Source organism: Acinetobacter yuyunsongii, from assembly GCF_041021915.1.
Taxonomy (GTDB): Bacteria; Pseudomonadota; Gammaproteobacteria; order Pseudomonadales; family Moraxellaceae; genus Acinetobacter.
The window spans coordinates 1,066,865-1,091,614 of the sequence record NZ_CP157435.1 but is presented as its reverse complement, the minus strand read 5'-3'; the positions used below and the strand labels follow the sequence as shown (position 1 = coordinate 1,091,614).

The window sequence follows — 24,750 nt, the reverse complement described above, 5'->3', positions numbered from 1 at the left end:
AGTGAATGAATTAGAAAAAAACCATCCGATTATTTATCTGGATGAGAGTGGTTTTAAGTCACATGATTATAGACCTCATGGCTACTCAGGAAAAGGAGTACCCTGTTTAGGGCAATATAATTGGCAATTAAAGAATCAGACCAATGTCATTGGCGCAATCCATAAAGGGTATTTATTTTCAGTCGGTTTATTTGACTGCAAAATCAATTCAGATGTTTTTCATTTTTGGATTGAGCAATTCCTCATACTAGCATTACCAGAAAATAGTGTAGTGGTTATGGATAATGCAGCATTTCATAAAAGAGCAGATATTCAAGAGTTATTGGAACAACAAGGTCATAAAATTCTTTGGCTTCCTGCATACAGCCCTGATTTAAATCCTATAGAACAGATGTGGGCATGGGTTAAACGTAAGCGTAAAGAATGGTTGATCGACTCAGTCGATGAGTTATTTCGAGTTTTTTTCGAATCTTGTATGAATAATAAAGTAGTTTGACTATACAGTTCTATAAACTTTATTCATTTCTACGCCACCCCAAAATTGATATCAGCGCCAAACTTAAAACTACCATTTCAAAAAAATGGAATTAAAATATAAGAATTATGTGTCCCCCCTATCATTTTAAATATAATAAAGGCAATTAAACACATTATTTAAAAGATGAATTTTAAATAATAAAGTAGACACACAAAATAATTATAAAGATACATTAGATCTCTTGCGAAAGTCGTTATTGCAAGTTCATCCGGTTTACCAGTGCAGCGATTAAGTTAATGCGTAAACCGAATCTTTTCCGTCTATTTCGATAGCGTTCACTTAGTATTCTAAATCTTTTCAATTGACTGTTAATGTGTTCGATTACAACTCGTATTTTTCCAATCATTTTATTGTAATTTGTCTCAGCATCAAATAAGGGTAAATTCTTCTTTTTCTTTATTGGCATCAATAATTTAAAGCCATCTTGCTCTAACCCATAGTACCCTAAATCGGTCATAACATAGTCACAATGTTTGAATTTCTTAACTGTTTTTCTTGCCAATTTAATATCATGCTGACTGCCAGACGATATATCTACTCCTATGATTTGTTTGCTCTTCGGATGATAGATCACTTGGGCTTTTAACGTATGTTTCTTCTTTTTACCACTGTAGAACTTACTCTGATTTTTTTTTCGGGCGTTCTATTAAACATTCTGTCGCATCAATAATTACCCAGTTAAATTGTTCGTCTGCTGTGGTAATGCTTCGTTTTGGCAGGGTAAAACGTCTTGATTTCATTAATGCATCTTCAACCTTTTTAATAGTTCGATTCACATTACTTTCAGCGATATGGTAATTTGCCGCCAATTCCAATTGGGTGTTGTAGCTCCGTAAGTAATTGAGTGTTAATAATAATTGATCCTCTATAGCTAAAGTATGAGGACGCCCTAATTTCTTTTTAAGTGATTCTGCTTCTTTTAAAACTTCGACCATTTCACTAAAAACTGCTCGAGGTACACCAACCAAGCGCTGGAATTCAGAATCTGAAAAACGATTTAATTTCTGATATTTCATGAAATCTATATTGAGGCAGTTTTTACTTTCGCAAGAGGTCTATTAATTATATCCATTTTAAAACCCCTGCATTTTTAATTAAGACTAAATCCAATTGATAAATTAATTTAAAGCTCAATAAAATAAGCTTAACAAACTATGTCTAATTATAATTTTTGCCAAAATGTGTCAATAAATGTCATTCAATAACATAGCCTTATATTTTGAGAACACCACATCCATATTAAAAATTTACAAAACGACATTAATACTTGGTTAAAAAAACAAGAACAATATCACGAAAATAGCATATATACCTCATATCAAATATATATACTCATCAATTAAATATAAGTTATATTATTTTTAAATAAACCCCTATTTAACACTTTATTAACTCGGTTAATTAAAAACATGAAAAACGTGACAAAACCCTCAATAAGCACATTAAGCTTTTGTATTTCACTCTTATTATTATCTGGTTGTGGGGGAAACTCTCAAGAAACAACTGATAATAATAAAACTGATTCGGTGACAAATGGTCAAGCAAAGGCACTTACGACATCAGGTGCTTATCCTGAGCCAAATAAGGATGTTTTTGATTCAAATACATTGGGATTCTACGATTACGACTTACAGGGTAATACGCGACCTTTACGTAATGATCTTGTCGGCAGCTTTTCAGCAATGATCCAATTTGCACAAAACCATACCGTAGACCCGAATGGTAACGAGGCGAAAAGTATGCCTCGTCTTACCAGTGAAAAAGATGCTCTTCTTTTAGTCACCCCAAATACCGACATGGGTGAGGTGCAACAACTAAATGCAGAAATCTATTTAAATAGTCGTTTAATACGTCGTGTTGCATTACAAGAACCCACTCAAATCCCCGCCTCAGATCAATCTAACGGCGATGCTCGCCCAAGAGTTCAATACTCTAAACGCACATGGACAGCAGCCCTTAACTGGGATGAAGTCAAACCGGGTTTAAATATTCGCATTATAGATCCTATTAGCCTTAAAAACGGGCGACTCGGTACACAATCGATTGATTTTGGAGCGCCGGGTGAATTAGTGGTTCAAAGCATTCGTTTAGGCATGCTCACCGCACCTCGACAATCTAGCGGTCACTATATGCTGAACGAACCTGAAAAAGCGGGTACTGATTATTTTGAAACGATTCCCGCGGCAAAAATGATCGTCACAAAGTATGATGACATGCAACTGAATCAAGTCATGGTTGCAAGTGGTGTCATTTATAATGACAAAAGCGCCACAACAGGTGATGTCTACAGTGGTGATATGAGAGAAAATACTGCTAAATCAACATTTAGTACAGGAATAAATCTTGCAAATTGGGGTGTAACCAGTGCATCAATGTCAAGCCAAGAGCAACCTCAACTGACTCAAAGTGCAGTCATTCACCATGCTTGGGGTAAATACCAAAATGGTGATGTCAATCATGGCTTAAGTGGTGGTAATGGTATCTTAACGCTGATCGATTCTATGGGTAATGAATTCAGTCATGAAATTGGGCATCACTATGGTTTAGGGCATTATCCCGGACAAAATGCTGAAAACTACTTTTGGTCAGCTCATCATCCTGACAGTGGATGGGGTTATATTGCTTATCGCAACCGTATGCGAGGCAATTTAAACTGGAATAATACAAATCTAGAAAATCGCTTAGCTGGCACACCAATTTTCCAAAATGCCTATACTTACGGCACTGATGCTATGGCAGGAGGTAATTACTCGAGCTCCCTCTCCCGTTTTACCCATTACACGGGTTATAGCACACAACTAAGAATTCAACCTACATTTGATCGTGCTGTGTGGGATTCGACCTCTCCAACAGGATATAAACGCTGGAACGCGACAACTCGCCAAATGGATGTCACTCAACCTAAAGTTCCAAACTCAAATCAAGTTTGGTACAACCGCCCAGATGGCAATTATTTAAAACCCACTCAATTTGGTGTACCAATTTTTACCATTTTAGGTGGCTATGACCCTGTCAACCAAATTGGTCTGCTTTATCCTGCAGCACGTGGTAATTGGGGGAACGTGTTTTCACTTCCTCAAGCACAACTGGGTCTTGCTAATGCAAGCTGTTGGATTAATGTCAAATATGCATTAAAAGCTGAGGAAAACATTGCGCTCGCACCAAATCGAATGAATGGAAATGCAAATAAATTGCACATTAACTTGGCTCAAAGCGATGTACCACTCAGCGTTGATTTATACTGTAAACGCGCCAATGAACAAGCCAATAAACTTTCATCGATTGTTATTCCAAGTTATGCCCAACCTCTACCTGCTGCCGTAACGATTGGTAAGGAACAAGGTTATAAAGCTTTACGCAAAGTTGAACTTCCACAATTAGAACAAGCTTTACTCAGCAATCAAGGCAAGCTCGTCGCTAATTTATCTCCAAGTAATAAAATTCTTTATGATTCTTATAAGAATTTTAAAAATGAACTTTCAACAACTGCGCAGCAAGAATTAGAACGTTTTAGCAACCAACAAAAACAGCTATATCGCTTAAACCGCTGGGTCAACGTATATCGTAGTGACTTAACAGCGAATGTGACTGCTGCTCATACTGCTTTAAAAAGCTTTGTTGCTCAACTTGGTCTTTCCAATAGTAATCCATTGGCTGGCGCCACTATGTTGATTATGCCAAACATGAATTCAGCGTGCCTCAAGACAGAAATCTCAAGTAGTACAGGGAAACCAAGTGTATACATGAGTGGCAAAAATGGCTGTACAGGTGATAGTGCTAGTTTATGGGTCTATGATGCTGTAGGTAAAATCCATAGCGTACAATATCCTGAACTTTGTTTATCAGGTGCAACCCTTGCTAGCTGTAATAACAGCGTAAGCAATCAGATTTGGGAAACACCTGTAACAGGCTCAACACAGCAATTCCGTCAAGGTGATACTTGCCTTGATTTGAGTGGTGGCGGTGCACCAGCCGCAGATGGTCGTGGTACTTTAATCACATACGGTTGTAGCAGTGGAAATAATCAAAAATGGACGATTACCACAGCTAGCCAAAACTTTATTTTAGCTTCTGCTACAGGGCAAAATTTACCACTCTTGGCAACTGTATTAGCAACACCATAATCGATCAATATATAAAATCACCAACTTAAGACTAGGAAACCTATGTGTTCCCTAGTCTTTTTATATAAGTCAACTTTGTACACGACAAAAAAAGATAACTCATTGAAATAATGGCATAATACTTGTTTTCTGACGACGAATATGATGACACATTTCAATGAGTTATATCTCATCTTAAACAAATATCTAAAGTGGAACAAGTCACATGTAAAATGTTTTACACTGATTATGCTGGCATTAATTATAAAACAGACATGTAATCTTTCTTCTGCATCTAAAGCCTTACCCATCAAGTGCTTACCACAATCATTTTATCGACGTATACAACGCTTCTTTGCAGATCAGTACTTCGATTATCGTCAAATTTCTCAGTTAATTTTCAATATATTTTCATTCGATAAAGTCCAATTAACTTTGGATAGAACTAACTGGAAATGGGGAAAACGAGATATCAATATCTTGATGTTAGCCATCGTCTATCGTGGAATAGCGATACCTATTGTTTGGACATTGCTCAATAAACGTGGAAATTCAGATACAAAAGAGCGTATTGCTTTGATTCAACGCTTTATCTCCATTTTTGGTAAAGATCGTATTGTGAATGTGTTCGCAGACAGAGAATTTATCGGTGAGAAATGGTTTACATGGTGAATTGAAAATGACATTAACTTCTGTATACGTGTTAAAAAAACTTTATTTTGAACAATCACTTAGCCAGGAATCATAAAATTAGTGATTTATTTCGTCATCTTCAAGTTGGTCAAACTGAATGTCGTAAACGACGTATTTGGGTTGGTCGAGTGAAACTGTATATTAGTGCGTTACGATTAGAAGATGGAGAACTTTTACTTGTTGTTTCTCCTATGTTTAATGCTTCTGCTATTCGTGATTATGCATTACGCTGGGAAATCGAAACCTTATTTAGTTGTCTCAAAGGACGTGGATTCAATCTTGAAAATACTCGTTTAACAGACCCTAGACGAGTCAAGAAATTGATAGCAGTGCTAGCGATCGGTTTCTGTTGGTGCTATTTAACAGGTGAATGGCAACATGATCGAAAAAAAGCGATAAAAATAAAGAAGCATGGACGACTTTCAGTAAGTTTATTTCGATACGGTTTGGACTATGTTCAAATGGCTATTCTACGTTTGATTGGTTTTGGAAAAAAAGAAGAATTTAAGAAAGTGCTCGCAATTTTAAGGAAGAAAAAGCCTGATAGGACAAGGGCTCTATGAAATTTGTCGTGTACAGAGATAAGTCAAAACAGGCTATGTATGCTTTGAGCAAATATTTCTATACTTTTACTAAAACATCAAATTGAGAAAATAAAAAAGCCCTTGTATTTACAAGGGCTTTTTTATTAATTTGGCAGAGGATCAAGGACTCGAACCTTGACGAACGGTTTTGGAGACCGTCATGCTACCATTACACCAATCCTCTATAACTGCATGATTAATTCATTTCTGATTTAATCATAAAAGTAAGAAACTTACTTTTAAATTTGGTGGGGGCGAAGAGACTCGAACTCTTACACCTTGCGGCGCTGGAACCTAAATCCAGTGCGTCTACCAATTTCGCCACGCCCCCGATGGATGTGTATATTAGTGATAAACTTTCTTGCTGACAAGCCTTTTTTATAAAAAAACTATGCATCTGAAAGCTAATGCTTTTTTCGTATACAAATGAAAAAACTCTTGAAATAAAAAAAGGAACTTATTTAAAGTTCCTTTTGATATTTGGCAGAGGATCAAGGACTCGAACCTTGACGAACGGTTTTGGAGACCGTCATGCTACCATTACACCAATCCTCTATAACTCTATGATCAATTCATTTCTGATTTAATCATAAAAAAAGCAAGAAACTCTTGCTTTTTAAATTTGGTGGGGGCGAAGAGACTCGAACTCTTACACCTTGCGGCGCTGGAACCTAAATCCAGTGCGTCTACCAATTTCGCCACGCCCCCGATGGGTATGCATATTAGTGAGAAACATTCGCTATGACAAGTCTTTCTGACAAAAAACTCTACCAAATGCACATATAATATTCAAATCAAACATTTATGTTTATTTTTACAGCAAATCAATTGCATTCAAACAATTTTTTGCCTCTATTGCTGAGCTAAATCGCTGTTTTACATGTTTCTGCAATAAGCCTGTTAATAAAGGCAAAAAACAGCGCAATTCATCAGGTAAGTCAATTTCCAATTTCTGGCAATGTAGGATGGCCCATTCATGGTAGTTTTTTGCAGTTAATTTGCTTTGGGATAACCACTCATAAACAATAATGCCAAAAGCATATAAATCAGTTTGTACCGTTTTTGGCTTTCCATGAAAAAGCTCAGGTGCCATATAATGAGGAGTTGCGGTTAAATTTTGGATTGGCTGTAATTGATAACTTTGTTCAAAATCAATGAGCTTGCATGAGTTTTCATATAATCGAAAATGCTCTGCTTTAAAATCGCCATGAACCCAACCTAATTGATGCATACTTTCAATCGCTTGCAGCGCAGTTAAAATTTTATAGTGAATAACTTGGATGCTATCCATACCCTGAATATGACTAAAAAATACATTTGTAGTAACACTAAGCAACCCTACCCCACACTGAGGAAGATCATCGTCATTTTTAATATGAGAAAGTGGTATAATTTGATGGGGCAATAAAAAATTCTGTCTAACTTGAGAGTTTTGTTGATAGAAATTTAGTTCTCGCTCAAACGCTTGCTCTAAAACCTCATGGCTATTGATTAAATGAAATTTAAGCCAATATTGTTGTTGCTCAATTTGGCAACGATATAAACGCCGCCCAAAAGCATAGCTTCCAGGTTTAGTACTTAGACTTAAATTATCCAGTTGAATATTTGAATCAAAGATCAACGTAGTAAAACTCACTCTGTTGCTTTTCTTGCTGCTTACGCAGTGATGTTAAACAATGCTCAATCGTTTTTCCAATCCGTGCATGAATTTCAATAGATGAAATCTTCGGCCATGTCGCTCGCTCTCCCTCTTGCTGCAAAACCTTAAAGAGTTTCGGACGTGGATTTTTAAGCATATAGCTATAATGTCTTAAACCATAGCGCGCAATAATATTTACATCGCCGTAATAACGCTGCCCTAAAATGCCATATCCATGATCTAAAACACGGCGAATCGGGAAAAAACTGCCCATATAATTACGTGTTAAATCCATAACTTCCAGAGCAAGCGATTTGCCTTGATGCCGAATAATTCGTTTAGGCCAGTTGAGAACATCGCGACGAAACCGTTCAGTATCACTTTGCATAAATGGCACGATATGCGGATTTACTTGGCTGGCAATGGTGTAATTTATATTATACAAACGAGCCATTTTTTCTTGTGGAAAATCACTACGCATACTCCCATCCACCCACTTGGTATTGGCCAAATAAGGTGTATGCTGACCATCGTAACGTTTACTGGTTAAGTGCACAGGCGGAAATAATACAGGTACAGCACAAGATGCTAAAACAGCACTCCACACCAAAACATTCGGCGCGGTGAGTGCATTCATAATCCGTGGGTTTTGTGCTGTGTTATACGGGGCAATTACAATATTAATATGTCGCTTTGACTGTTGATAGGCTTCTGCAAATGTCACATCACCCAAATTTTGCATCAGGAATTTTTTCAAATACATGACATCAGCAATACCACCATGACCTCGAATTAGCTCTGAAATTTTCCTGAATTGAAAAGCATCACTAAAAAAATGTTCGCCTTCGAGCAGTTCTGGAATTTTATCAGCCGAGGATACCCCCAACATGCCCGTCATGATCGCCCCTGCACTTGAACCAGACAGGACTCGAGGCATCAAATCTTGTTCGAGCAAAGCCTTACATACACCTGTATGAAATAAACCCAGTGTTGCACCACCAGAAAACATAAGGGCAGGTTGTCCATAGGCTCTTTGACATTCTTTAAAAAATTGAATTTTTTCTTTGAGTTGAAAAGTAATACATTCACTAGAAGCTAAATAGCGAAGACATTCACTCATTTCTTCAACATAGTTTTCGATAATTCTTTTCGTACCAATATAGGTTTGTGCAAATAACATTGGATGACCAATATTGGCGAAGTCATAAGATAAGCCTTCACGGAGAACATAAATTAAATCTAAAGTTCGATGTTGCATTCGATATTTTTTTAATAAGTTGTATCGTTTAGACAAAATTTCTGCATCAAAGTAAGGCGATTGATTGTCATATTTCCATGCTTCATGCCCCGCTTCTTCGTCCAGTTTTAGTGCAATTTCTTTCCATTCCGCATAAGAACTCGCATGTTGCAAGCTCTCTTTTAACATATCGATTCTATGCAATTGATATGTATTTCTTTTTTCTTGAGCTCTATTGAACATTAGCATTCCTATTTTTTCATTATATTTTTATCATCTCGCACTTATACAATGCAAAAAGCAGCACCAACAATCAAGGGTAAAATTGACTATTTGCAACATTTTTAATGATATTTTCTTCATTTCAGCTATAGCAATGATAGTATCCCTAATCATTAATCACTGAGTTTGGTTTGTGTTTATGGCTATTCTTGATTTACCCGAATCTATTCTTCAATCTTTATCTAGTGTTTTGACACAGTTACAACAAGTTCTCCCTGCACCTAAACAGCCAACAGATTTTTCTGCGATTGCTTTTCGATGGGAAAATCAACAACTAGTTGCAATTCAACAACCTAAAAAATTGTATTTAGAAGATCTAAAAGGAATTGAACGCCAGAAAGCTAAGATTATTCAAAATACTTTACAGTTTCTCAATGGCTTACCTGCCAATGATGTTTTACTCACAGGTTCACGTGGTACAGGGAAATCATCGATTGTTCGCGCCTTGCTTACAGAGTATTCAGCACAAGGTTTGCGTTTAATTGAAATTGAACGAGATGATCTTTCTGATTTACCTAAAATCCAAAAATTAATAGAACATCGCCCTGAAAAATTTATTGTTTATTGTGACGATCTTGCGTTTAACGCAGAAGATGAAAATTATCGTAGTTTAAAAAGTGTCTTGGATGGCTCACTTCAATCGGGTTCAAGTAATTTTATTATTTATGCAACCAGTAACCGCCGTCATTTACTACCTGAATTTATGCATGAAAATACGCCTGTGCGTAAAGTGGATGTTCCTCAATATACCGAGTTACATCCACAGGAAGCGATTGAGGAAAAAATTTCACTGTCTGATCGTTTTGGCATGTGGCTTTCCTTCTACCCAATGGATCAACAACTGTATTTAGAAATTGTTGAGCATTATATTGTTCAAGCAAATTTGGAATATAACGACATTATTCGTGCTGAATGTTTGAAATGGTGCCAAGCTCGTGGGCAGCGTTCAGGGCGTGCAGCTTACCAGTTCTCTAAACACTGGATTGGCTCGCAAAACCTTGAAAAATTGTCTAACAACGATTAAGGAGATTGTCCTAAAAAGCTTTGACTTTGTCCTTATTTCCGCTTAGCAAAGGCAATTGTTTTTCATAACCTAGCTTTTCAGTATGGAAAGAACGTAGGAAATCGGTTATGCAAGTGCATACAATTTCACGGGTGAATATCAAAACCAAAAAGTTCAAGGTCGTGGTTATCTTGAATATATTGATGTCGAAAATCAAAATGCGTTTAAAGATTAAAAGTCTTGAAATTGTATTAGTTCAGAATTGATGCAGAAAATAAATTTTCTCTGCATCAAACATACAGCTTAAATATTAATACTCTTTTGCTAACTTCTCTAAGGTTGTGAGCATTTTTCTCACCACACTTCTTTTATGATGCAGCATATTCTTAATATTGCTTGGATTAAAACCTGTCAATTTTGCAATACCACGACTGGTCATGTATTCACCCGTTTTCGCAAAGTGCTTTTCACTTAACTCGGTTTTCGCATTTGAGAATCGAACCGCCAGCTTATAATCACTAAACTCAGACCATGCGCCAGTCTTATATTCGTCCGCATCAAAGCTACCCTTCTGCTGAGTAGGTTTTTCACGCAGAATATTACTCAATCGATTAATAACAATCTTTTCTTCACTTTGCTCAATGATTTGATAAAGTTCAGTTTCTTCAAAAGGACGTCCTAAAGCGATGTCTTTTCTATATTGTTCAACGACCTTTTCTTTTGACTCGACCTTTTTCTCACCTTGTTGAGTGAGACAGAGAATCTTAAATAAAGACTCTAATCGGCCACATGTAAAAATATAAGAAATTTTCAACTTTTGTACTCCACAATGAGTTTTAGCTCATCAAAAAATAATTTATCCAATACTTCAAATACAATAGCGTAGGCAGTACGCGTTCGCTATGCATAAAATGAATGATTCAATTTTTTAAATAGAAGAATAGTCAGGTAAATATAAGAATCACCTAGATTTACCCACTGCCTAACAAGCAATAGAAAGATGAATTGTATTTTAGGTCGGTTGTAACTCAGTCATTGGCCATCTTGGTGTCGTCGTCACCGCCAAACCATCATGTTGCCCTGCTTTTAAACGTTGATAACCAGCAAAGGCAATCATTGCTCCATTATCTGTACATAAGGCAGGTTCAGCATAATAAACTTGCGCTTTGATCTTTTTCAAAGAGGTCTCTAATTGCTCACGTAAGCGAACATTCGCACTCACACCACCAGCAATCACCAGTCGCTTTAAACCAGTTTGCTTTAAAGCTTTCACGGATTTTTTAGCGAGTGTATCGACAACAGCTTCTTGAAAAGAAGCCGCCACATCGGCATCACGATTCTCTTCACCGAGCTTTTTCAATTGTACAGAAACTGCGGTTTTAAGACCGCTAAAAGAAAAATCTAAACCTTGATGTAATATTGGCCGTGGGAATTCAAATGCCTTGGCATCACCCTGTAACGCCAATTTCGCAATATTCGGCCCACCTGGATAAGGCAGTTTCATCATTTTTGCGACTTTATCGAAAGCTTCACCTGCTGCATCATCAATTGACTCACCGAGCAATTCGTATTGACCGATGCCATAGGCTGCCATGAGTTGAGTGTGTCCACCCGAAACCAATAAAGCCACAAATGGAAATTCCGGTGGCGTTTCCGAAAGCAATGGCGCAAGCATATGGCCTTCCATATGATGCACACCAATCGCAGGTTTATTAAATGCAAACGCCAAACTGCGACCAAATAAAGCCCCAGTCATCAGTGCACCCATCAATCCTGGACCACGGGTATAGGCAACAGCATCAATCTCTTGCTTTTTAACACCACTCTGCTCAAGCAATTGATTAATTAAAGGAATCATCTTACGAACATGATCACGTGAAGCCAATTCAGGAACGACACCGCCATATTCTGCATGCAGTTTGATTTGGCTATACAAAACCTGTCCACGTAAGCCGAGCTCGCTATCATAGAGTGCTAACCCAGTTTCATCACACGAAGTTTCTAAGCCCAAAACTATCATTAAACTGCCTTTACAACGATCAAAAATAATATCAGAGCTATTATAGACTTGTGATCTGAGTTGTAAATGAGTAAAATACTGACCTTCACTTGCGATCTAGTGTAATCGTGCATTAGATCTTATCCATAATCTTAGAGGATTTTACATGCCACAAGTTAAGTTGAAAGAAGGCGAACCAGTAGACGTAGCTATCCGTCGTTTCAAGCGTTCATGCGAAAAAGCGGGTGTTTTAGCTGACGTTCGTAAGCGCGAATTCTATGAGAAACCAACTCAAGAGCGTAAGCGTAAAAAAGCTGCTGCAGTTAAGCGTTATCAAAAGAAATTGACTCGCGAATCTGTACGTACTACTCGCCTTTACTAATTAATTTGTGATTGACTGCTGAAGAGACTATGAATACTTTAAAAAACCAAATTACTGACGTATTAAAAAACTCAATGCGTGCCAAAGATATGGCAACAGTAACGGTTATTCGTGGTGTACAAGCAGCAATTAAGCAAATCGAAGTCGATGAGCGCATAGAGCTTGACGATGCTCAGGTTCTTGCGGTCATTGAAAAGCAAATTAAACAACGTAAAGAATCGATCAAGGCCTTTTCTGGCGCTGGTCGAGATGATTTAGCTAGTAAGGAACAAGCCGAGGTTGAGGTTATTTCTCAATTTCTACCAGCCGCTATGACTGAGGAAGAACTTGATTCCATCATTGAGCAAACGATTGCTGCTCAAGAAGCTACTAGCATGAAAGATATGGGTAAGGTGATGAATTCTCTACGTCCGATCATAGCCGGGCGTGCCGATCCTGCACAAGTATCTGCTAAAATTAAAGCAAAATTAAGCTAATCTGCTTAATTTCCTCCATTTTATACAAATTACTCTATTTAAAAATTGGATTCATTAAATAATGAACCCAAGAGATTTTTTTTACTTAAAATCACACTGAACATTATATTTCACTAGCATTTGCATCTCATTTGACTCAGTGACTTGTTTGATTACATCCTGTTTGGTCATATTTGCGTATTGTGGCGGTAAGGATGAGCGATTTTTTTCAATCGCATCTGACATATCCTGAATATAACGCTGATTAATACCACAATACTGAGCTTGCTGCTCAGGTGTGAACTGTGAAATCTGTGGATTAAGGCTACGTAAAAAACTACGAATATCCTGTGCATAGACACTACGAATTTTCTCAACCGAATTCACATATTGCTCAACTGATGCTGCTGAGCTAATCCCCGCACTGCTTATCGCAAAAATAAAAACTAAAATTTTCTTCATAAATGTTCTAACTTCTCAGCGATTTTTTTACGCAGATCATCTTATCTTAATTCAATAAAGTTTGGCTTGTGCTCAGTAAAAAATTCTTCTTTTGGTGCAGGAAGATTCCCATTTGTCACTGTTCCTAGGCGTAAACGAATCACATTAGGTAAACCTGTACGATATGAGTAAAGTGGGCTTGCGCAGTTTTGACAAAATACGCGTGCTTTATTCGGTGTGTGGAAATATTCTTTGAGCTGATCATGTCCAGACAGAATTTTAAATTGTGTTTCGTCAAGTGGGCTATTCCAACCAGCTATCGAACCTTGCGCCTGCTGACAATGACTACAATAGCATAAAATGCTGTTTTCAATTTCACCATAATATTGATACTGCACAGCACCACACAAACATTGTCCTTTGATCATTTTTATTTCTCTTAATTCTTGATAAAGATTAAATTTTCATACGTCGATCATCTTGCATTTGTTTTAAGCGAGAGTCAATTTTTGCTGACATGGCTAAATTTCCTTTGGCTAAACGCTGAGCGTGCAACATCGATTTAATTGCATTTTCTTCATATCCTGACCAATACTCAGCTTCAGCACGGTAACAAAGCACATTAATTGCTTGCAGTGGCGAACTTTTATCTAAGTTTGTTGCTTGTTGCAACAGTTGCCAACCTTCAATATCTCTCTGGTTTTTATGAATAAACCGTTGAACTAATGTTTGAGCTTGAGCAGCCTGCCCTTGCCGAATTAAAACTTCTGCAAGTTTGTAAGATAGTGCCCTATTTTCAGGCATCGTTTTTTGAATAAAATTTATACTACTATAAGCCTGATCAAATTTATTTTGCCCTAAGTAAATATCTGTTTGAATCAGTGGGACCAATACATGATATTTAAGCTTTGCTTTTACCAAATCTAGATTTGCTTGTGCCTGAGTATAATCACCACGTTCTAAATAAAACTTACTTAGCGCTAATTGTGCAGCTGTATTTTTTTGATTTGCAAAAGCTTGTAATTGAGTTTCTGTCGCTTGGTTTGAAATTACGAGCGTATATAACTTTAAAATCTCAAAATCAAGATCATATATTTTTGATTTTACTTTTGGGAGTTGGTTTGCTCGTAATCGGGCTTCACTCATACGCTCTGTCGTTAGTGGATGAGTGAGCCAAAAATCAGGTAAGAAACTCACACGACTTGTTTCACGATGCATGGTTTCAAAATAATCTGCCATGCTTTGTGGATTGTATCCAGCAGAATACATAAACTGCATACCGATACGGTCTGCTTCACGCTCTTGATTACGACTATAACTGAGTTGCTTGTCCATCAACGCCGCTTGTGTGCCTAACATCACCGCTGAACCAACATCACCATCTGCTTTAGATGCGATTGCGGCACCGACAAGAATACCTGCAAGAGCAAGTAACCCCTGTCCTTTAAATGCTTCTTGTGAACGACTGTAATGTCGCTGTGCAACGTGGGCGATCTCGTGTGCCATGACCCCTGCTATTTCATCCAAATTTTTTGCAGATGTAATTAAGCCTGTATTTAATGCAAACAAACCACCAGGCACTGCAAATGCGTTAATTTGTGGATCTTTTATAACCACTAAACCAATCGGTTGACCAAGCTGAGTCTGACTAAGAATACCTGAAAAAACCTGTAGAAATTGATCTTCTAACCACGCATCTTGTACCGTTGGCATCTGTCGATGAACTTCACGATAAACTTTTTCACCAATCAGTTTTTCTTTCTGTTGATCAAGCAAACCTACACCACTGCCAATTTCAGGTACTTCTGTTTGTCCAATTGCCTGTGTAGGCAAAAAGATCTGAGTATGACTCAATTGAGTAGTGGCCAATAAACCACATGCAAGCAGCAGCGATCTCAAGTCGTTTCTCTATGATTCTAATAAAGAAATTTAATATAACATTAGAAAATGAAGATATTTGCAACGAAGTGTTATAAAAGGCAGGAAAATCCTGCCTTAGTTTATATTTTTGAAATCAACACTATTATTTCGTGTTTATATAACGTTGATCGACACTAAATTTCTCTGGAAACTTTGCATTAATCTCTGCATAAAAAGACATAATTTCAACCATATCTTTTTCATAATCTCCCGTAGGATAAACAATTTTTCCTACACCTGTTTTTTTCTTAGCATAATCCATATACGCCAATGCAATCGGTACGCCTGCGGTGGTTGCAACATGATAAAAACCAGTTTTCCACTGTTCTTGTTTGGCACGCGTCCCTTCTGGTGTCACTAACATCACTAATTTAGGATGTGTTTTGAACAAGTCACTCATGAGTTGAACCATACTCGGTCGCGCTTGTCCTTCTTGTTTCACGCTACGATCAATCCCGATACCACCCATTGCACGCACAAATGGACCAAATGGAAACTTCATATAACTATCTTTAATCGTAAGACGAACATTTACACCTAAAGCTTTTAATGCCAACCGTGCATATAAAGCATCCCAATTACTGGTATGTGGAGCTGCAATCATCACGCATTGATCAACATTCAAATCCCAATGATTATCCAGTTCCCAACCCATTAGATTTAAACTTTTTTCAGCCAATTTCTCAAACACAGACACCCCGAAGACAAAATTTCAAAAAGCGCAAGTGTACCAATATTAATCAATTTAAAAAGATAGACCCGCACAATAATGCAGCAATTGACTGATCAGCATTGTAAGCAATTATTCAAACTTTGGATTAACGAGATAACGAGGTGTTCTATCTTGTAGTGCGTCCACTAAATTTTGATAAGCAAGTTTCACCATTTTCTGACGCGTTTCAGTCGTTGCTGAGCCAATATGCGGCAAGGTTACTGCATTTGGCAACTCAAATAATGCTGAATTTTGCAGAGGTTCTTTGGCATAGACATCCAATCCAGAAGCAAAGATCTTATTTTGTTTTAATGCTTCGATTAAAGCGTTTTCATCGACTACAGAGCCACGCGCGATATTGACGAAGACAGCATGTTTTTGCATTAAGTCAAACTGTTCTGCGCCAATCAGTGCTTGGGATTCATGATTTAAATCGACAGCAACTACAATAAAATCAGACTGCTGCAATAACTGATCTAAGTCGCGATATTGTGCATTAAATGCTTGAGCCACCTCAATCTTTTCACGGCGGTTATGGTACAAAATATTCATATTAAAACCATAAAATCCACGACGGGCAATGGCAGCACCAATATTCCCTAAGCCAATAACCCCTAGCGTTTTACCAAAAACATCCATACCAAATTGTTCAGTAGATACCATTCGTTTCCACTGGCCTTGTTTGGTCCATGCATCAAGGTATGGAACTTTGCGTGCGGCACTCAGCAACAAAGTAAAGGCAAGATCAGCCGTTGTTTCTGTCAAAACATGTGGTGTATTAGCAAGCCAAATTTTCTTTTGATTAAGATAGTTAACATCATAATTATCATAACCAACAGACACTGTCGAAATGATTTTAAGTTTTTGGGCGGGTGCCAAATTACCTTCGTTTAACAGTCGTCCTGCGCCAATCATGGCATCAGCATCAACAACCTCTGTTCGAATCTGGTCGTTGATATCACCCAGTTTAGGATTAAGTACCACGACCCGATAATCTTGCTGTAACTGCGCTAAAACATCTTGATCTATTTGGCTGAATACAACAACTTTCTTCATGATTCGATTTCCGATCTTTATTGCATGAGCTGCCACAACCGTCTTTTTAATAAAGGTTGGGCTAACATTTCTTCTAAACTCGCTAAATATAAGATATTAGAATGCTGAATAAAGTCCAATTGACCTAAGCACAATATCTTTTTTTGTGTTGCGGTTGCATCCAGAAAACCTTGAATATACGAGGAGAATCCCCGACTTTCCTGAAAAGCAGCCAAAGGAAATGGCCATTTTAATTCAGCATACTGTCCTAATCTTGCCTTTTGAATATTTTGCCAAAGTTGGCTTTGAGCATCGCTGAGCTGACTGGTTTCTAATAAAATGGCGCAGTTTTCCAACACATACATTTGCAATTCAAATGACCGAACCTGAGCAGTAATAACAATCTGTTCTTTTACATCAAGCGCTGCTTTAACAATAGGTTCTGTAACAACTTTCGTTTGCTGCGATACTTCAATTTCGGCGATCGGTGGCGTATGTGCAGATGTTGCTGGAATATCTTCTAAAATCGGTGCAACTTCAAATGTACGTTCTGTAGACTCAGAAACGTCATCAATTAATTGATCTCGCCATAGACTTGGTGCAGTGTTTTTTTGACATACAACTTCCCGAGGAATCCAAACATCTATTCCCAAAGCTGCTAGCCTGTTTCTCTGCTGCCCAATCATCTTACCTACTCATTTTGGTTATTCACGGTAATTTGCGATACCGTAAGTTGAGTAGTCTAACATAAACCGATCTCGTCAAAATGGCTTCCTTTTGTTCAATCAAATCCATACAAATTCAATTCATTATTTAAAAGATACGCTTATCTTTAATTTCGGAAAATATTTAATAAGAATAGATAATTTTTCATTCATCTATTTTCTACATTTTTATTAAAATACTTCAATAAATCATTAGGGTCTTACTTTGTTAAATTCAAACGTTCTCAAGGAAAAATAATAAGTTTCAAGGTTAATATTGAAAAATATAAGCTGTACCATTAATACTTTAGAGAACCCTCAGAAGCTCATCCCACTTGGTCAAATAACTCGGTGATTTATGGTTTTGATTCATACGCCACGCCCGCCCATGCGGCGTAATCAATCGTCCTAGTGTCATACAATCCCGACCAAATCTTTTATTAATATTATCAAAAGCGATCGAAAGATTTCTTCGAGCAATCAGTTTATTGGTGTCATGGAATAAATCTACTGCATGGCTATATTGAGGGATAATATCCAACAAAATCACTTCTGCTTTTTTATAACGATGACCAGCTTGATAAATTCGATCAAGCCCCTGTAACACAGCTTTGATAATTTCTAAACGATCATCGCTATAGTCGGATAGATACATCACTGTATAGGGACGATAATATTGATCTTTGTCAAAACGATTGGTACGAATGCTAACGCCAATAGCGACGTACAATTAATTTTGCATAACAATGAATTTAATAGATCAAATTTTGGCTTGTTTAACTAAGACAAGGATGTGAAACAAGCTGATATTAACTTTTAAAATCAATGATTTAAAAAGTAAATTTATTTTTAAAAACTTAAATCATTGATCTAATTCAAGAATATATTTGATCTGTTAGCAGTAGATTTTACTCAAAAGATTTTTGATGTGGAGACATGAAAAATGAACAATCGACGTGATGCTATTCTAGGTTATGCTGACGAACAACATGCTTTCTTTATTCGTCTCATCGAGAACAACACTGTATTAGGTGAGAGCTATGGACTATTTTGTGACAACCAAAATAGTGAAGCAGCGGAAAGTATTATGACTACCCTTTTTCTAAAAAAATCTTTTTGGCTCAATGGCTCTGAGTTTAATGACATTGTTAAAGGGCTTAACCCAATTCATTGAGATCACATAACATTGGGCGAATTCAAACATGAGGTGCGACAGTTTCAAAAGCCTTATGATAATCAACAAGTTGAGCAAACTTCTCTAATAGTGTAAGCCAATCTAACGCTTTTCTAGGACGAGTAGTCAGTGACATGGCAACTTGATTTAAATCACTTTTGTTGCTCTCAAATAAAGCCCACTTATTTAAATCTCATAAGTGGGTCTTTTTTATCGTATTGAAAATAGAAGATTGAGGTCAGATAAATCTTTTATCATTCACAGGTGCAACTAACTTATAAATCTTTCCATCTATATCACTTTCAAAAAGTAAATCGATATTTGGAAAAATGATATTCCCTTCTACTTCAATATGCTCAACTCGTTTAAAAAAAGGAATATCTTGGTCTTCTAAATCATTGAGCTGTGCCACAACAATCGATTCATTTTCTTCTTGATCTTTAATAATTACCGTAATCTTATCCATAATACTTCTTCCCAAAATATTGTTGATAGGACTATGGGAAATTTTCTATCGATTGTCGACTAATAGCTTGTAACAAGATTTATAACTATTATATTTTTATTTTTTAGACGACTAAGTGGTTGAAATTAAGCACTGGTTAGAAATTTCTTTAATATTAAACTAACCATACGGTTACAATATTATTTAAAAATATTTCAGAAAATTTTACATTTTTAATCCTTTTATCAATTCATGATTTAAAAAATAAATTCTAAAAAAATTTCCTGTTTGCATGGCTTTGTTGCACAAACATTCAAAGACTAAACTTGTCCCAAGTTATTCAAATTTAAGTGACTACTTGGGTGTGAGGTCGGCCCAACTCCGTAAATTTATTTAATACTGCCACACGTGCATGAATCTCATTGACTTGGTTATCAAAACGCCTTGCACTAAGCCTATCATCCAATAATTTGATGCAGTGCATCTTGGTTTCTACCAAACTTCGGCGATGATAGTTTGACCATTTTTCCCATAGTGTCCTGCCTAGATGCAACCCATCGCTACTTTTTTGGTAGCTGATTGCAATATCAATATGCTTTTGTCTTCTACAAACGGAATAGAGATTTAATCATCAGACAACATTGAATAGCAGCATTAAAATAGGTTTGATTTCGACCATGCTTGCCTTTTGGTTGAGCGTACCATTTAGTTTTGGGATCAAACCAAATAGAGATATTTCCTCGATTTATTAATGCTCTGTTATAAGAAGGCCAATTGGTTGTACGATAGATTTTAGATGTGGACTTATTCATTTGAGAAATGAAATGTTGACTAAGCCTTTAACGGTAGGTTTGTGCAACAAAGCCGGTTTAAAATAAGATTTCACTCACTATTGGCTCAATTCTTAGATATAAAAGCTGTACTTTTCCTTAGATGAGTTCCTGTTGACTCCCTATCAGTTAGACAATTAGACTTTCTATATTTTAATTTATTCAAAAATTTAAGGACTTAATACGCATGAACAGCGCTGACATCATGGCTGACTTATCTTCTCACACCCCTATGATGCAGAAATACCTTTATATTGATTTATAAAAGAATTTTTTAACAAAATCTTAGAACCTACACAACAACCTACACTTTTTCAAAATCATTAAAACAACCTACACCGCAACCGACCCACCATTTTTTATGCCCATCAAATAAGCAATCAGATTGAATCATTAAATGAGCTGAATCATAAATTTATTTGACTCATTTAATGAGTCGAATATACACTACAATCTACTCACTCCCATTCTTCACGCTTTCAGAGGATGACCAAATATGTATGATGACTGGATTTGGAAACAGCCTAACTGGACAACCTTTACATGGAAAGATGAAAATATCCTTCCTCTCACCAGACACATTCATCAAAAAATTGGAATCCTACTTGGACAAAGCCAGCATAATCCTGAAAAAGAACAGCTTACCCTAGATAACCTAATTGCCAATCTGGTCTCATCCTCAGCGATTGAAAATGAAACTCTGAATGTTTATTCGCTGCGTTCATCCTTAGCAAGGCATTTAGGTGTGTCACTAGACCAACCATACCCCAGTTCTGAACGTTCCGATGGTCTAGCCAATATCATGCTGGACGCTTTAAATAATTTTGAACAAGACTTATCCGTTGAAAGATTATTTCAATGGCATCAATGGCTATTTAATGAAACTGACTGGACGATGCAGCGTATTCGTATTGGGCAATTACGTGGACACGAACCCATGCAGGTTGTATCAGGGCGTATGGATTACCCTACTGTACATTTTGAAGCTCCACCACGAGATGCTTTAGAACAACGTTTGGATGAATTTATCCAGTGCTTTAATACGAGTAGAAACAATACCCTGCTTGACCCACTGATTCGGGCTGGAATTACTCACCTATGGTTTGTGACACTCCATCCTTTTGATGATGGTAATGGACGTATTACCCGTACATTAACTGACTTGGCTTTAGCTCAGATGGATCAACAAAGTATTCGTCTATATGCAATGTCACCTGTCATCCTAAATAAGCGTAAGAGTTATTATGAAATTCTTGAAGCCACTCAAAAAAGTGATTCTGATATTACGGATTGGTTACTTTGGTTTCTACAGGCACTCAATGAAAGCCTTGAGCAGACATTAAAGCGTATTGAAAGGACGCTTCGAAAAAGTACGTTTTGGCAGGTTTTTTCGGAAATGGATTTACATGAGGGGCAGCGTAAAGTTTTAAATCGACTGCTTGATGGTGGGGAAAATGGCTTTGAGCATGGCATCAGTGCTTCACAATATCAGAAAGTGGCTAAAGTTAGCCGAGCAACGGCAACTCGCCACCTGACTGATTTATTGGAAAAAGGCTGTATCATAAAACTTGAAGGTGGTGGGAGAAATACAAGGTATCAAATCCAAAATTTAAGGGTTTAAGTCATTCTAAACCCTTACTACAACCCCACATAAAACTTCTCAATCAACTGTCGTGTTTTCACTAACAAATTGGATAATACACTGTCCCGCTCAAAAAGCTTGATCTTGTAGTTTGGCAACTCTTTCATCTCTTCCTTTCGCGGCAAGCGCTTATTAAACTCATAATTATCTAAAACCTGTTTCATTGCTTCAGGTTTAAGCTTTTCTTGCTCACAAAAATGCTGATAGGCTTGTTCTTTTTCTGCATCCCAAAACTGAGCAAAAGCCACTTGTACACTTTGTCCATTGATCATTTTTGGCATGTTTTCTTCAATAAATTTTTGTATCAAGTCTTGCTTATCATGCAAGCTAATATCACTGCCAATCAGATCATGTACTTGAGCTTCGTATTTCTTACGCTGCTCATCTGTTTCAGCATTCACTGCCATCTGTAACAGTGTCAGGATATAACCCACATTGATACGGTCACTGTGCAATAAATCTAATTGGAAGTCGACATCATCCAACACAGAGACTTTTTCTTTCTTGGTCGTTTTTCGAATCGCACGACAGAGATCGGCATATTTAGATGCAAAATTCGCAAAGTGCTGTTTATCAAGCTTAGTGTCGTCTTGATCATACTCAATGAAAGTTTGTAGCTGGGCGTTGTAGCGCATGACCTCACGGAAAGCCTTAATAAATTCGAGTTGCTGCTCTTCAGTGATAAGGTCATCTACTGTTTGATAATCAGGCGTAATACTGCGTAGCTTTTCAACCGCTTGCTCATAATCTTGTTTGATTTCATCAAAACTTGGGACAAGTACAGTCTTCCGTGCTTCTTTATTGGAAAATAATGCCAATGCTTCATCTGTAGCACGTTTGAGGTTACGGAAGCTAATGATGTTCCCAAATGGTTTTTTATCATTGTAAACACGGTTAGTCCGTGAAAAAGCCTGAATTAGACCATGATATTTAAGGTTCTTATCGACATACAAGGTATTCAAAGGCTTTGAGTCAAAGCCCGTCAGGAACATATTTACGACCAACAGAATATCAATCTGCTTTTTCTTGACTCGATCTGCAATATCTCGGTAGTAGGCATAGAAGCCGTCACCAGAATTATAATTCGTGCCGAACTGGGCATTATAATTGGCAATATAGCGATCCAACTTGTCACGACTAGACTGATTTATTTGGTGCGGAGTATCCGTTGATTCTTCTTGAATCAATCCATTTTGGTCATTGTTCTCAACAGCTTCATTCGCACCGTAGGAGAAAATAGTCGCAATGGTGAGAGGTTTAAATAATCGACCTTCCGCTTCATCTTGTTGTTGCTTCTCAGCTTGTATCTTTTCAAACAGTTCATAATACTGCGTTAAGGTATCCACTGAACTGACACAAAACATCGCCGTAAATTCACGGTTTTTGGTTTTGGTATCATGCGTATCAACGATATAACGGGCAATCATTTCTAATCGCTGCGGATTATCATAAAGCTCTTTGGTATCTATCCCCTCAACATCTTCATCATAATCGAGGTTATTCTGCATACCTTTAGCAGTATATTTGCCACGGTAATCAATTTGGAACTGCAATACATTGCGGTCTCGAATCGCATCCACAATGACATATTGATGCAGACAATGATTGAATAAATAATCTGTGGTGAGTTTTAAACCTGCTTTGGATTGACTATTTTCCTCAAAGATCGGTGTTCCCGTGAATCCAAACATCTGCGCATTGCTGAAGAATTTTTTAATGTTCTGATGGGTCTCACCAAATTGGCTACGATGACATTCATCAAAGATAAACACCACTTTCTTGTCTTTCAGATAATTGATGTGTTCTAAATATCGGTCAGTGCTAATCGCACGATTCAGCTTTTGGATGGTGGTCACGATCAGCTTGTCATGGCGTTGATCGAGTTGCTTCACTAAAGTGTGCGTGCTGTCTGTGCTATCCACACTCTCGGCTTTAAAGGCATTAAATTCTCGTGAAGTCTGGGTATCAAGGTCATTACGATCCACCACAAACAGTACTTTTTCCACATCAGGCATCTTCATGATGAGCTGACTGGCTTTAAATGATGTCAGTGTTTTACCTGAACCTGTGGTATGCCAGATATAGCCGTTTTGTTCTGAATTTTGCACATGGGCAATAATCTTTTGCACGGCGTAAATTTGATAAGGGCGTAGCACCATCAAACTTTTACTGGTTTCCAACATTACCATGTATTGGGTCAGCATGTCTGTAAGATGCTGATGATTTAAAAATGCATCCGCAAAATCGACAATTTCATTGATATGTTTATTGGCAACATCTGCCCACGGAAAGGCAAACTCAATCCCAGTTGTACCATTTGAGTAATAGCGAGTATTTGCACCGTTACTAATGACAAAAAGCTGAATAAAACCAAACAGCCCTTGCCCTGCCCAATACGCTTCACGAATATAGCGTTGAGTTTGATTAAAGGCTTCGGCAATTTCCATGCCTCGTTTTTTCAACTCAATTTGAACTAAAGGCAAACCATTGACCAAGAGCGTGACATCAAAACGGCTGGTTCGACCATTAAAATCACGATGATCTACCGTGATTTGATTGGTGACTTGGTATACATTTTTGCTTGGGTCATCTGATAAAAAGAAAATGTGCTTGCTTGAACCATCATCAAATTTGACAGGAAACTGGTCACGTAGGTTTTTAGCTCTTTCAAATACAGTGCCTGTATTTAGAAAGCTAATGACCTGCTTCCATTCAGATTCTGAGAGTGGCGCAAGTCCGTTGGCACGTTCAATTTGTGTTTTGAGATTTGACAGTAGCTGGCGTTCATCCTTGATGGTAACGGTTGCATAGCCCAGTCCTTGCAGTTGTGCAATCAGTTCATTTTCAAGTTGATATTCGCTTTGTACTGTCATATTTCTCTCATAATTAAATATTTAATTAACAATAACTTATATAAAAAACTAGCTAAAAC

The 24,750-nt window shown here is 37.3% G+C and carries 20 protein-coding genes, 4 tRNA genes and 5 pseudogenes; 9 read left to right on the top strand and 20 right to left on the bottom strand.

Annotation, left to right across the window (positions count from 1 at the left end):
- Window position 1 precedes the first annotated feature (1 nt).
- Window positions 2–496, top strand: a complete 495-nt coding sequence (locus ABLB98_RS05240) for an IS630 family transposase (protein WP_348883414.1) — start codon at window positions 2–4, stop codon at window positions 494–496.
- Between the two features lie 235 nt (window positions 497–731).
- Here the strand turns inward: ABLB98_RS05240 and ABLB98_RS05235 are convergent.
- Window positions 732–1,554 (bottom strand): IS5 family transposase gene (locus ABLB98_RS05235; RefSeq protein ID WP_180012291.1). Its coding sequence is split into 2 segments (ribosomal slippage): window positions 732–1,172 and window positions 1,174–1,554, totalling 822 coding nucleotides; the frame shifts between segments, so codons are not numbered across the junction.
- Between the two features lie 393 nt (window positions 1,555–1,947).
- Between ABLB98_RS05235 and ABLB98_RS05230 the strand changes: the two genes are divergently transcribed.
- Together ABLB98_RS05230 and ABLB98_RS05225 are read left to right on the top strand one after the other, a co-directional pair.
- Complete coding sequence (locus ABLB98_RS05230) at window positions 1,948–4,662, top strand: M66 family metalloprotease (RefSeq protein WP_348883413.1); 2,715 nt, start codon at window positions 1,948–1,950, stop codon at window positions 4,660–4,662.
- 144 nt (window positions 4,663–4,806) lie between these two features.
- Window positions 4,807–5,897, top strand: a pseudogene (locus ABLB98_RS05225) (IS4 family transposase).
- A gap of 131 nt (window positions 5,898–6,028) precedes the next feature.
- Here the strand turns inward: ABLB98_RS05225 and ABLB98_RS05220 are convergent.
- The 6 genes from ABLB98_RS05220 to ABLB98_RS05195 form a co-directional block, all read right to left on the bottom strand.
- Window positions 6,029–6,102: transfer RNA gene (locus ABLB98_RS05220), tRNA-Trp, on the bottom strand.
- Window positions 6,103–6,164: 62 nt separating this feature from the next.
- Window positions 6,165–6,249, bottom strand: a tRNA-Leu gene (locus tag ABLB98_RS05215).
- 150 nt (window positions 6,250–6,399) lie between these two features.
- Window positions 6,400–6,473, bottom strand: a tRNA-Trp gene (locus tag ABLB98_RS05210).
- Window positions 6,474–6,541: 68 nt separating this feature from the next.
- A tRNA-Leu gene (locus tag ABLB98_RS05205) sits at window positions 6,542–6,626 on the bottom strand.
- 106 nt (window positions 6,627–6,732) lie between these two features.
- Window positions 6,733–7,554 (bottom strand): protein kinase, encoded by an 822-nt coding sequence (locus ABLB98_RS05200; RefSeq protein ID WP_348883230.1) that lies wholly within the window; start codon window positions 7,552–7,554, stop codon window positions 6,733–6,735.
- Window positions 7,529–9,037: a DUF3336 domain-containing protein gene (locus ABLB98_RS05195; protein ID WP_348883229.1), complete on the bottom strand. Its 1,509-nt coding sequence runs from the start codon at window positions 9,035–9,037 to the stop codon at window positions 7,529–7,531. Before ABLB98_RS05195 ends, ABLB98_RS05200 begins: the two co-directional genes overlap by 26 nt.
- Before the next feature lie 178 nt (window positions 9,038–9,215).
- Here ABLB98_RS05195 and ABLB98_RS05190 point away from each other — a divergent pair, with 178 nt between their 5' ends.
- Together ABLB98_RS05190 and ABLB98_RS05185 are read left to right on the top strand one after the other, a co-directional pair.
- Entirely contained in the window at window positions 9,216–10,100 is an 885-nt protein-coding gene (locus ABLB98_RS05190; RefSeq protein ID WP_348883228.1) for an ATP-binding protein, read from the top strand.
- A gap of 100 nt (window positions 10,101–10,200) precedes the next feature.
- A pseudogene (locus tag ABLB98_RS05185) lies at window positions 10,201–10,314 on the top strand (DUF6670 family protein); the annotation flags it as partial.
- A 75-nt stretch (window positions 10,315–10,389) separates the two neighbouring features.
- On the opposite strand, the gene ABLB98_RS05180 reads toward ABLB98_RS05185, so the two are convergent.
- Window positions 10,390–10,893 carry a hypothetical protein gene (locus ABLB98_RS05180; RefSeq protein WP_004662957.1) on the bottom strand — a complete coding sequence of 168 codons (504 nt, stop codon included), beginning with the start codon at window positions 10,891–10,893 and terminating at the stop codon, window positions 10,390–10,392.
- 198 nt (window positions 10,894–11,091) lie between these two features.
- The gene (gene tsaD / locus ABLB98_RS05175) at window positions 11,092–12,099 is read right to left on the bottom strand and encodes a tRNA (adenosine(37)-N6)-threonylcarbamoyltransferase complex transferase subunit TsaD (protein WP_249571135.1); all 1,008 of its coding nucleotides are present in this window, start codon (window positions 12,097–12,099) and stop codon (window positions 11,092–11,094) included.
- A gap of 145 nt (window positions 12,100–12,244) precedes the next feature.
- On the opposite strand from tsaD, the gene rpsU reads away from it, so the two are divergent.
- Together rpsU and ABLB98_RS05165 are read left to right on the top strand one after the other, a co-directional pair.
- On the top strand, window positions 12,245–12,460 hold the full coding sequence (gene rpsU / locus ABLB98_RS05170; RefSeq protein WP_004652785.1) for a 30S ribosomal protein S21: 216 nt from the start codon (window positions 12,245–12,247) through the stop codon (window positions 12,458–12,460).
- A gap of 29 nt (window positions 12,461–12,489) precedes the next feature.
- Window positions 12,490–12,936: a GatB/YqeY domain-containing protein gene (locus tag ABLB98_RS05165; RefSeq protein ID WP_004808327.1), complete on the top strand. Its 447-nt coding sequence runs from the start codon at window positions 12,490–12,492 to the stop codon at window positions 12,934–12,936.
- Window positions 12,937–13,017: 81 nt separating this feature from the next.
- On the opposite strand, the gene ABLB98_RS05160 is transcribed toward ABLB98_RS05165, so the two are convergent.
- The 7 genes and pseudogenes from ABLB98_RS05160 to ABLB98_RS05130 form a co-directional block, all read right to left on the bottom strand.
- Window positions 13,018–13,377 carry a hypothetical protein gene (locus tag ABLB98_RS05160; RefSeq protein WP_348883227.1) on the bottom strand — a complete coding sequence of 120 codons (360 nt, stop codon included), beginning with the start codon at window positions 13,375–13,377 and terminating at the stop codon, window positions 13,018–13,020.
- Between the two features lie 41 nt (window positions 13,378–13,418).
- Window positions 13,419–13,784 (bottom strand): GFA family protein, encoded by a 366-nt coding sequence (locus ABLB98_RS05155; protein ID WP_348883226.1) that lies wholly within the window; start codon window positions 13,782–13,784, stop codon window positions 13,419–13,421.
- A gap of 28 nt (window positions 13,785–13,812) precedes the next feature.
- The gene (locus ABLB98_RS05150) at window positions 13,813–15,225 is read right to left on the bottom strand and encodes a M48 family metalloprotease (protein WP_256731731.1); all 1,413 of its coding nucleotides are present in this window, start codon (window positions 15,223–15,225) and stop codon (window positions 13,813–13,815) included.
- 154 nt (window positions 15,226–15,379) lie between these two features.
- Window positions 15,380–15,967, bottom strand: a complete 588-nt coding sequence (locus ABLB98_RS05145; protein ID WP_046738732.1) for a 1-acyl-sn-glycerol-3-phosphate acyltransferase — start codon at window positions 15,965–15,967, stop codon at window positions 15,380–15,382.
- 111 nt (window positions 15,968–16,078) lie between these two features.
- A complete protein-coding gene (locus ABLB98_RS05140; RefSeq protein WP_348883225.1) occupies window positions 16,079–17,044 on the bottom strand; it encodes a D-glycerate dehydrogenase in 966 nt (321 codons plus the stop codon).
- A 17-nt stretch (window positions 17,045–17,061) separates the two neighbouring features.
- Window positions 17,062–17,709, bottom strand: coding sequence for a hypothetical protein (locus tag ABLB98_RS05135; RefSeq protein ID WP_348883224.1), 648 nt, complete (start codon window positions 17,707–17,709; stop codon window positions 17,062–17,064).
- Between the two features lie 325 nt (window positions 17,710–18,034).
- Window positions 18,035–18,448: pseudogene (locus ABLB98_RS05130) on the bottom strand (DUF4113 domain-containing protein); the annotation flags it as partial.
- A 222-nt stretch (window positions 18,449–18,670) separates the two neighbouring features.
- On the opposite strand from ABLB98_RS05130, the gene ABLB98_RS05125 reads away from it, so the two are divergent.
- The gene (locus tag ABLB98_RS05125) at window positions 18,671–18,901 is read left to right on the top strand and encodes a hypothetical protein (RefSeq protein WP_004662971.1); all 231 of its coding nucleotides are present in this window, start codon (window positions 18,671–18,673) and stop codon (window positions 18,899–18,901) included.
- 22 nt (window positions 18,902–18,923) lie between these two features.
- Here ABLB98_RS05125 and ABLB98_RS05120 read toward each other — a convergent pair.
- The 3 genes and pseudogenes from ABLB98_RS05120 to ABLB98_RS05110 form a co-directional block, all read right to left on the bottom strand.
- Window positions 18,924–19,070, bottom strand: a pseudogene (locus ABLB98_RS05120) (IS30 family transposase); the annotation flags it as partial.
- 69 nt (window positions 19,071–19,139) lie between these two features.
- Window positions 19,140–19,367 carry a hypothetical protein gene (locus ABLB98_RS05115; RefSeq protein ID WP_004662973.1) on the bottom strand — a complete coding sequence of 76 codons (228 nt, stop codon included), beginning with the start codon at window positions 19,365–19,367 and terminating at the stop codon, window positions 19,140–19,142.
- A gap of 325 nt (window positions 19,368–19,692) precedes the next feature.
- Window positions 19,693–20,158 (bottom strand): annotated as a pseudogene (locus ABLB98_RS05110) (transposase).
- A gap of 514 nt (window positions 20,159–20,672) precedes the next feature.
- Between ABLB98_RS05110 and ABLB98_RS05105 the strand changes: the two are divergent.
- Entirely contained in the window at window positions 20,673–21,797 is a 1,125-nt protein-coding gene (locus ABLB98_RS05105) for a Fic family protein (protein WP_348883222.1), read from the top strand.
- Window positions 21,798–21,814: 17 nt separating this feature from the next.
- Here ABLB98_RS05105 and ABLB98_RS05100 read toward each other — a convergent pair whose 3' ends face one another.
- A complete protein-coding gene (locus ABLB98_RS05100) occupies window positions 21,815–24,691 on the bottom strand; it encodes a type I restriction endonuclease subunit R (protein ID WP_348883221.1) in 2,877 nt (958 codons plus the stop codon).
- Window positions 24,692–24,750: the final 59 nt, after the last annotated feature.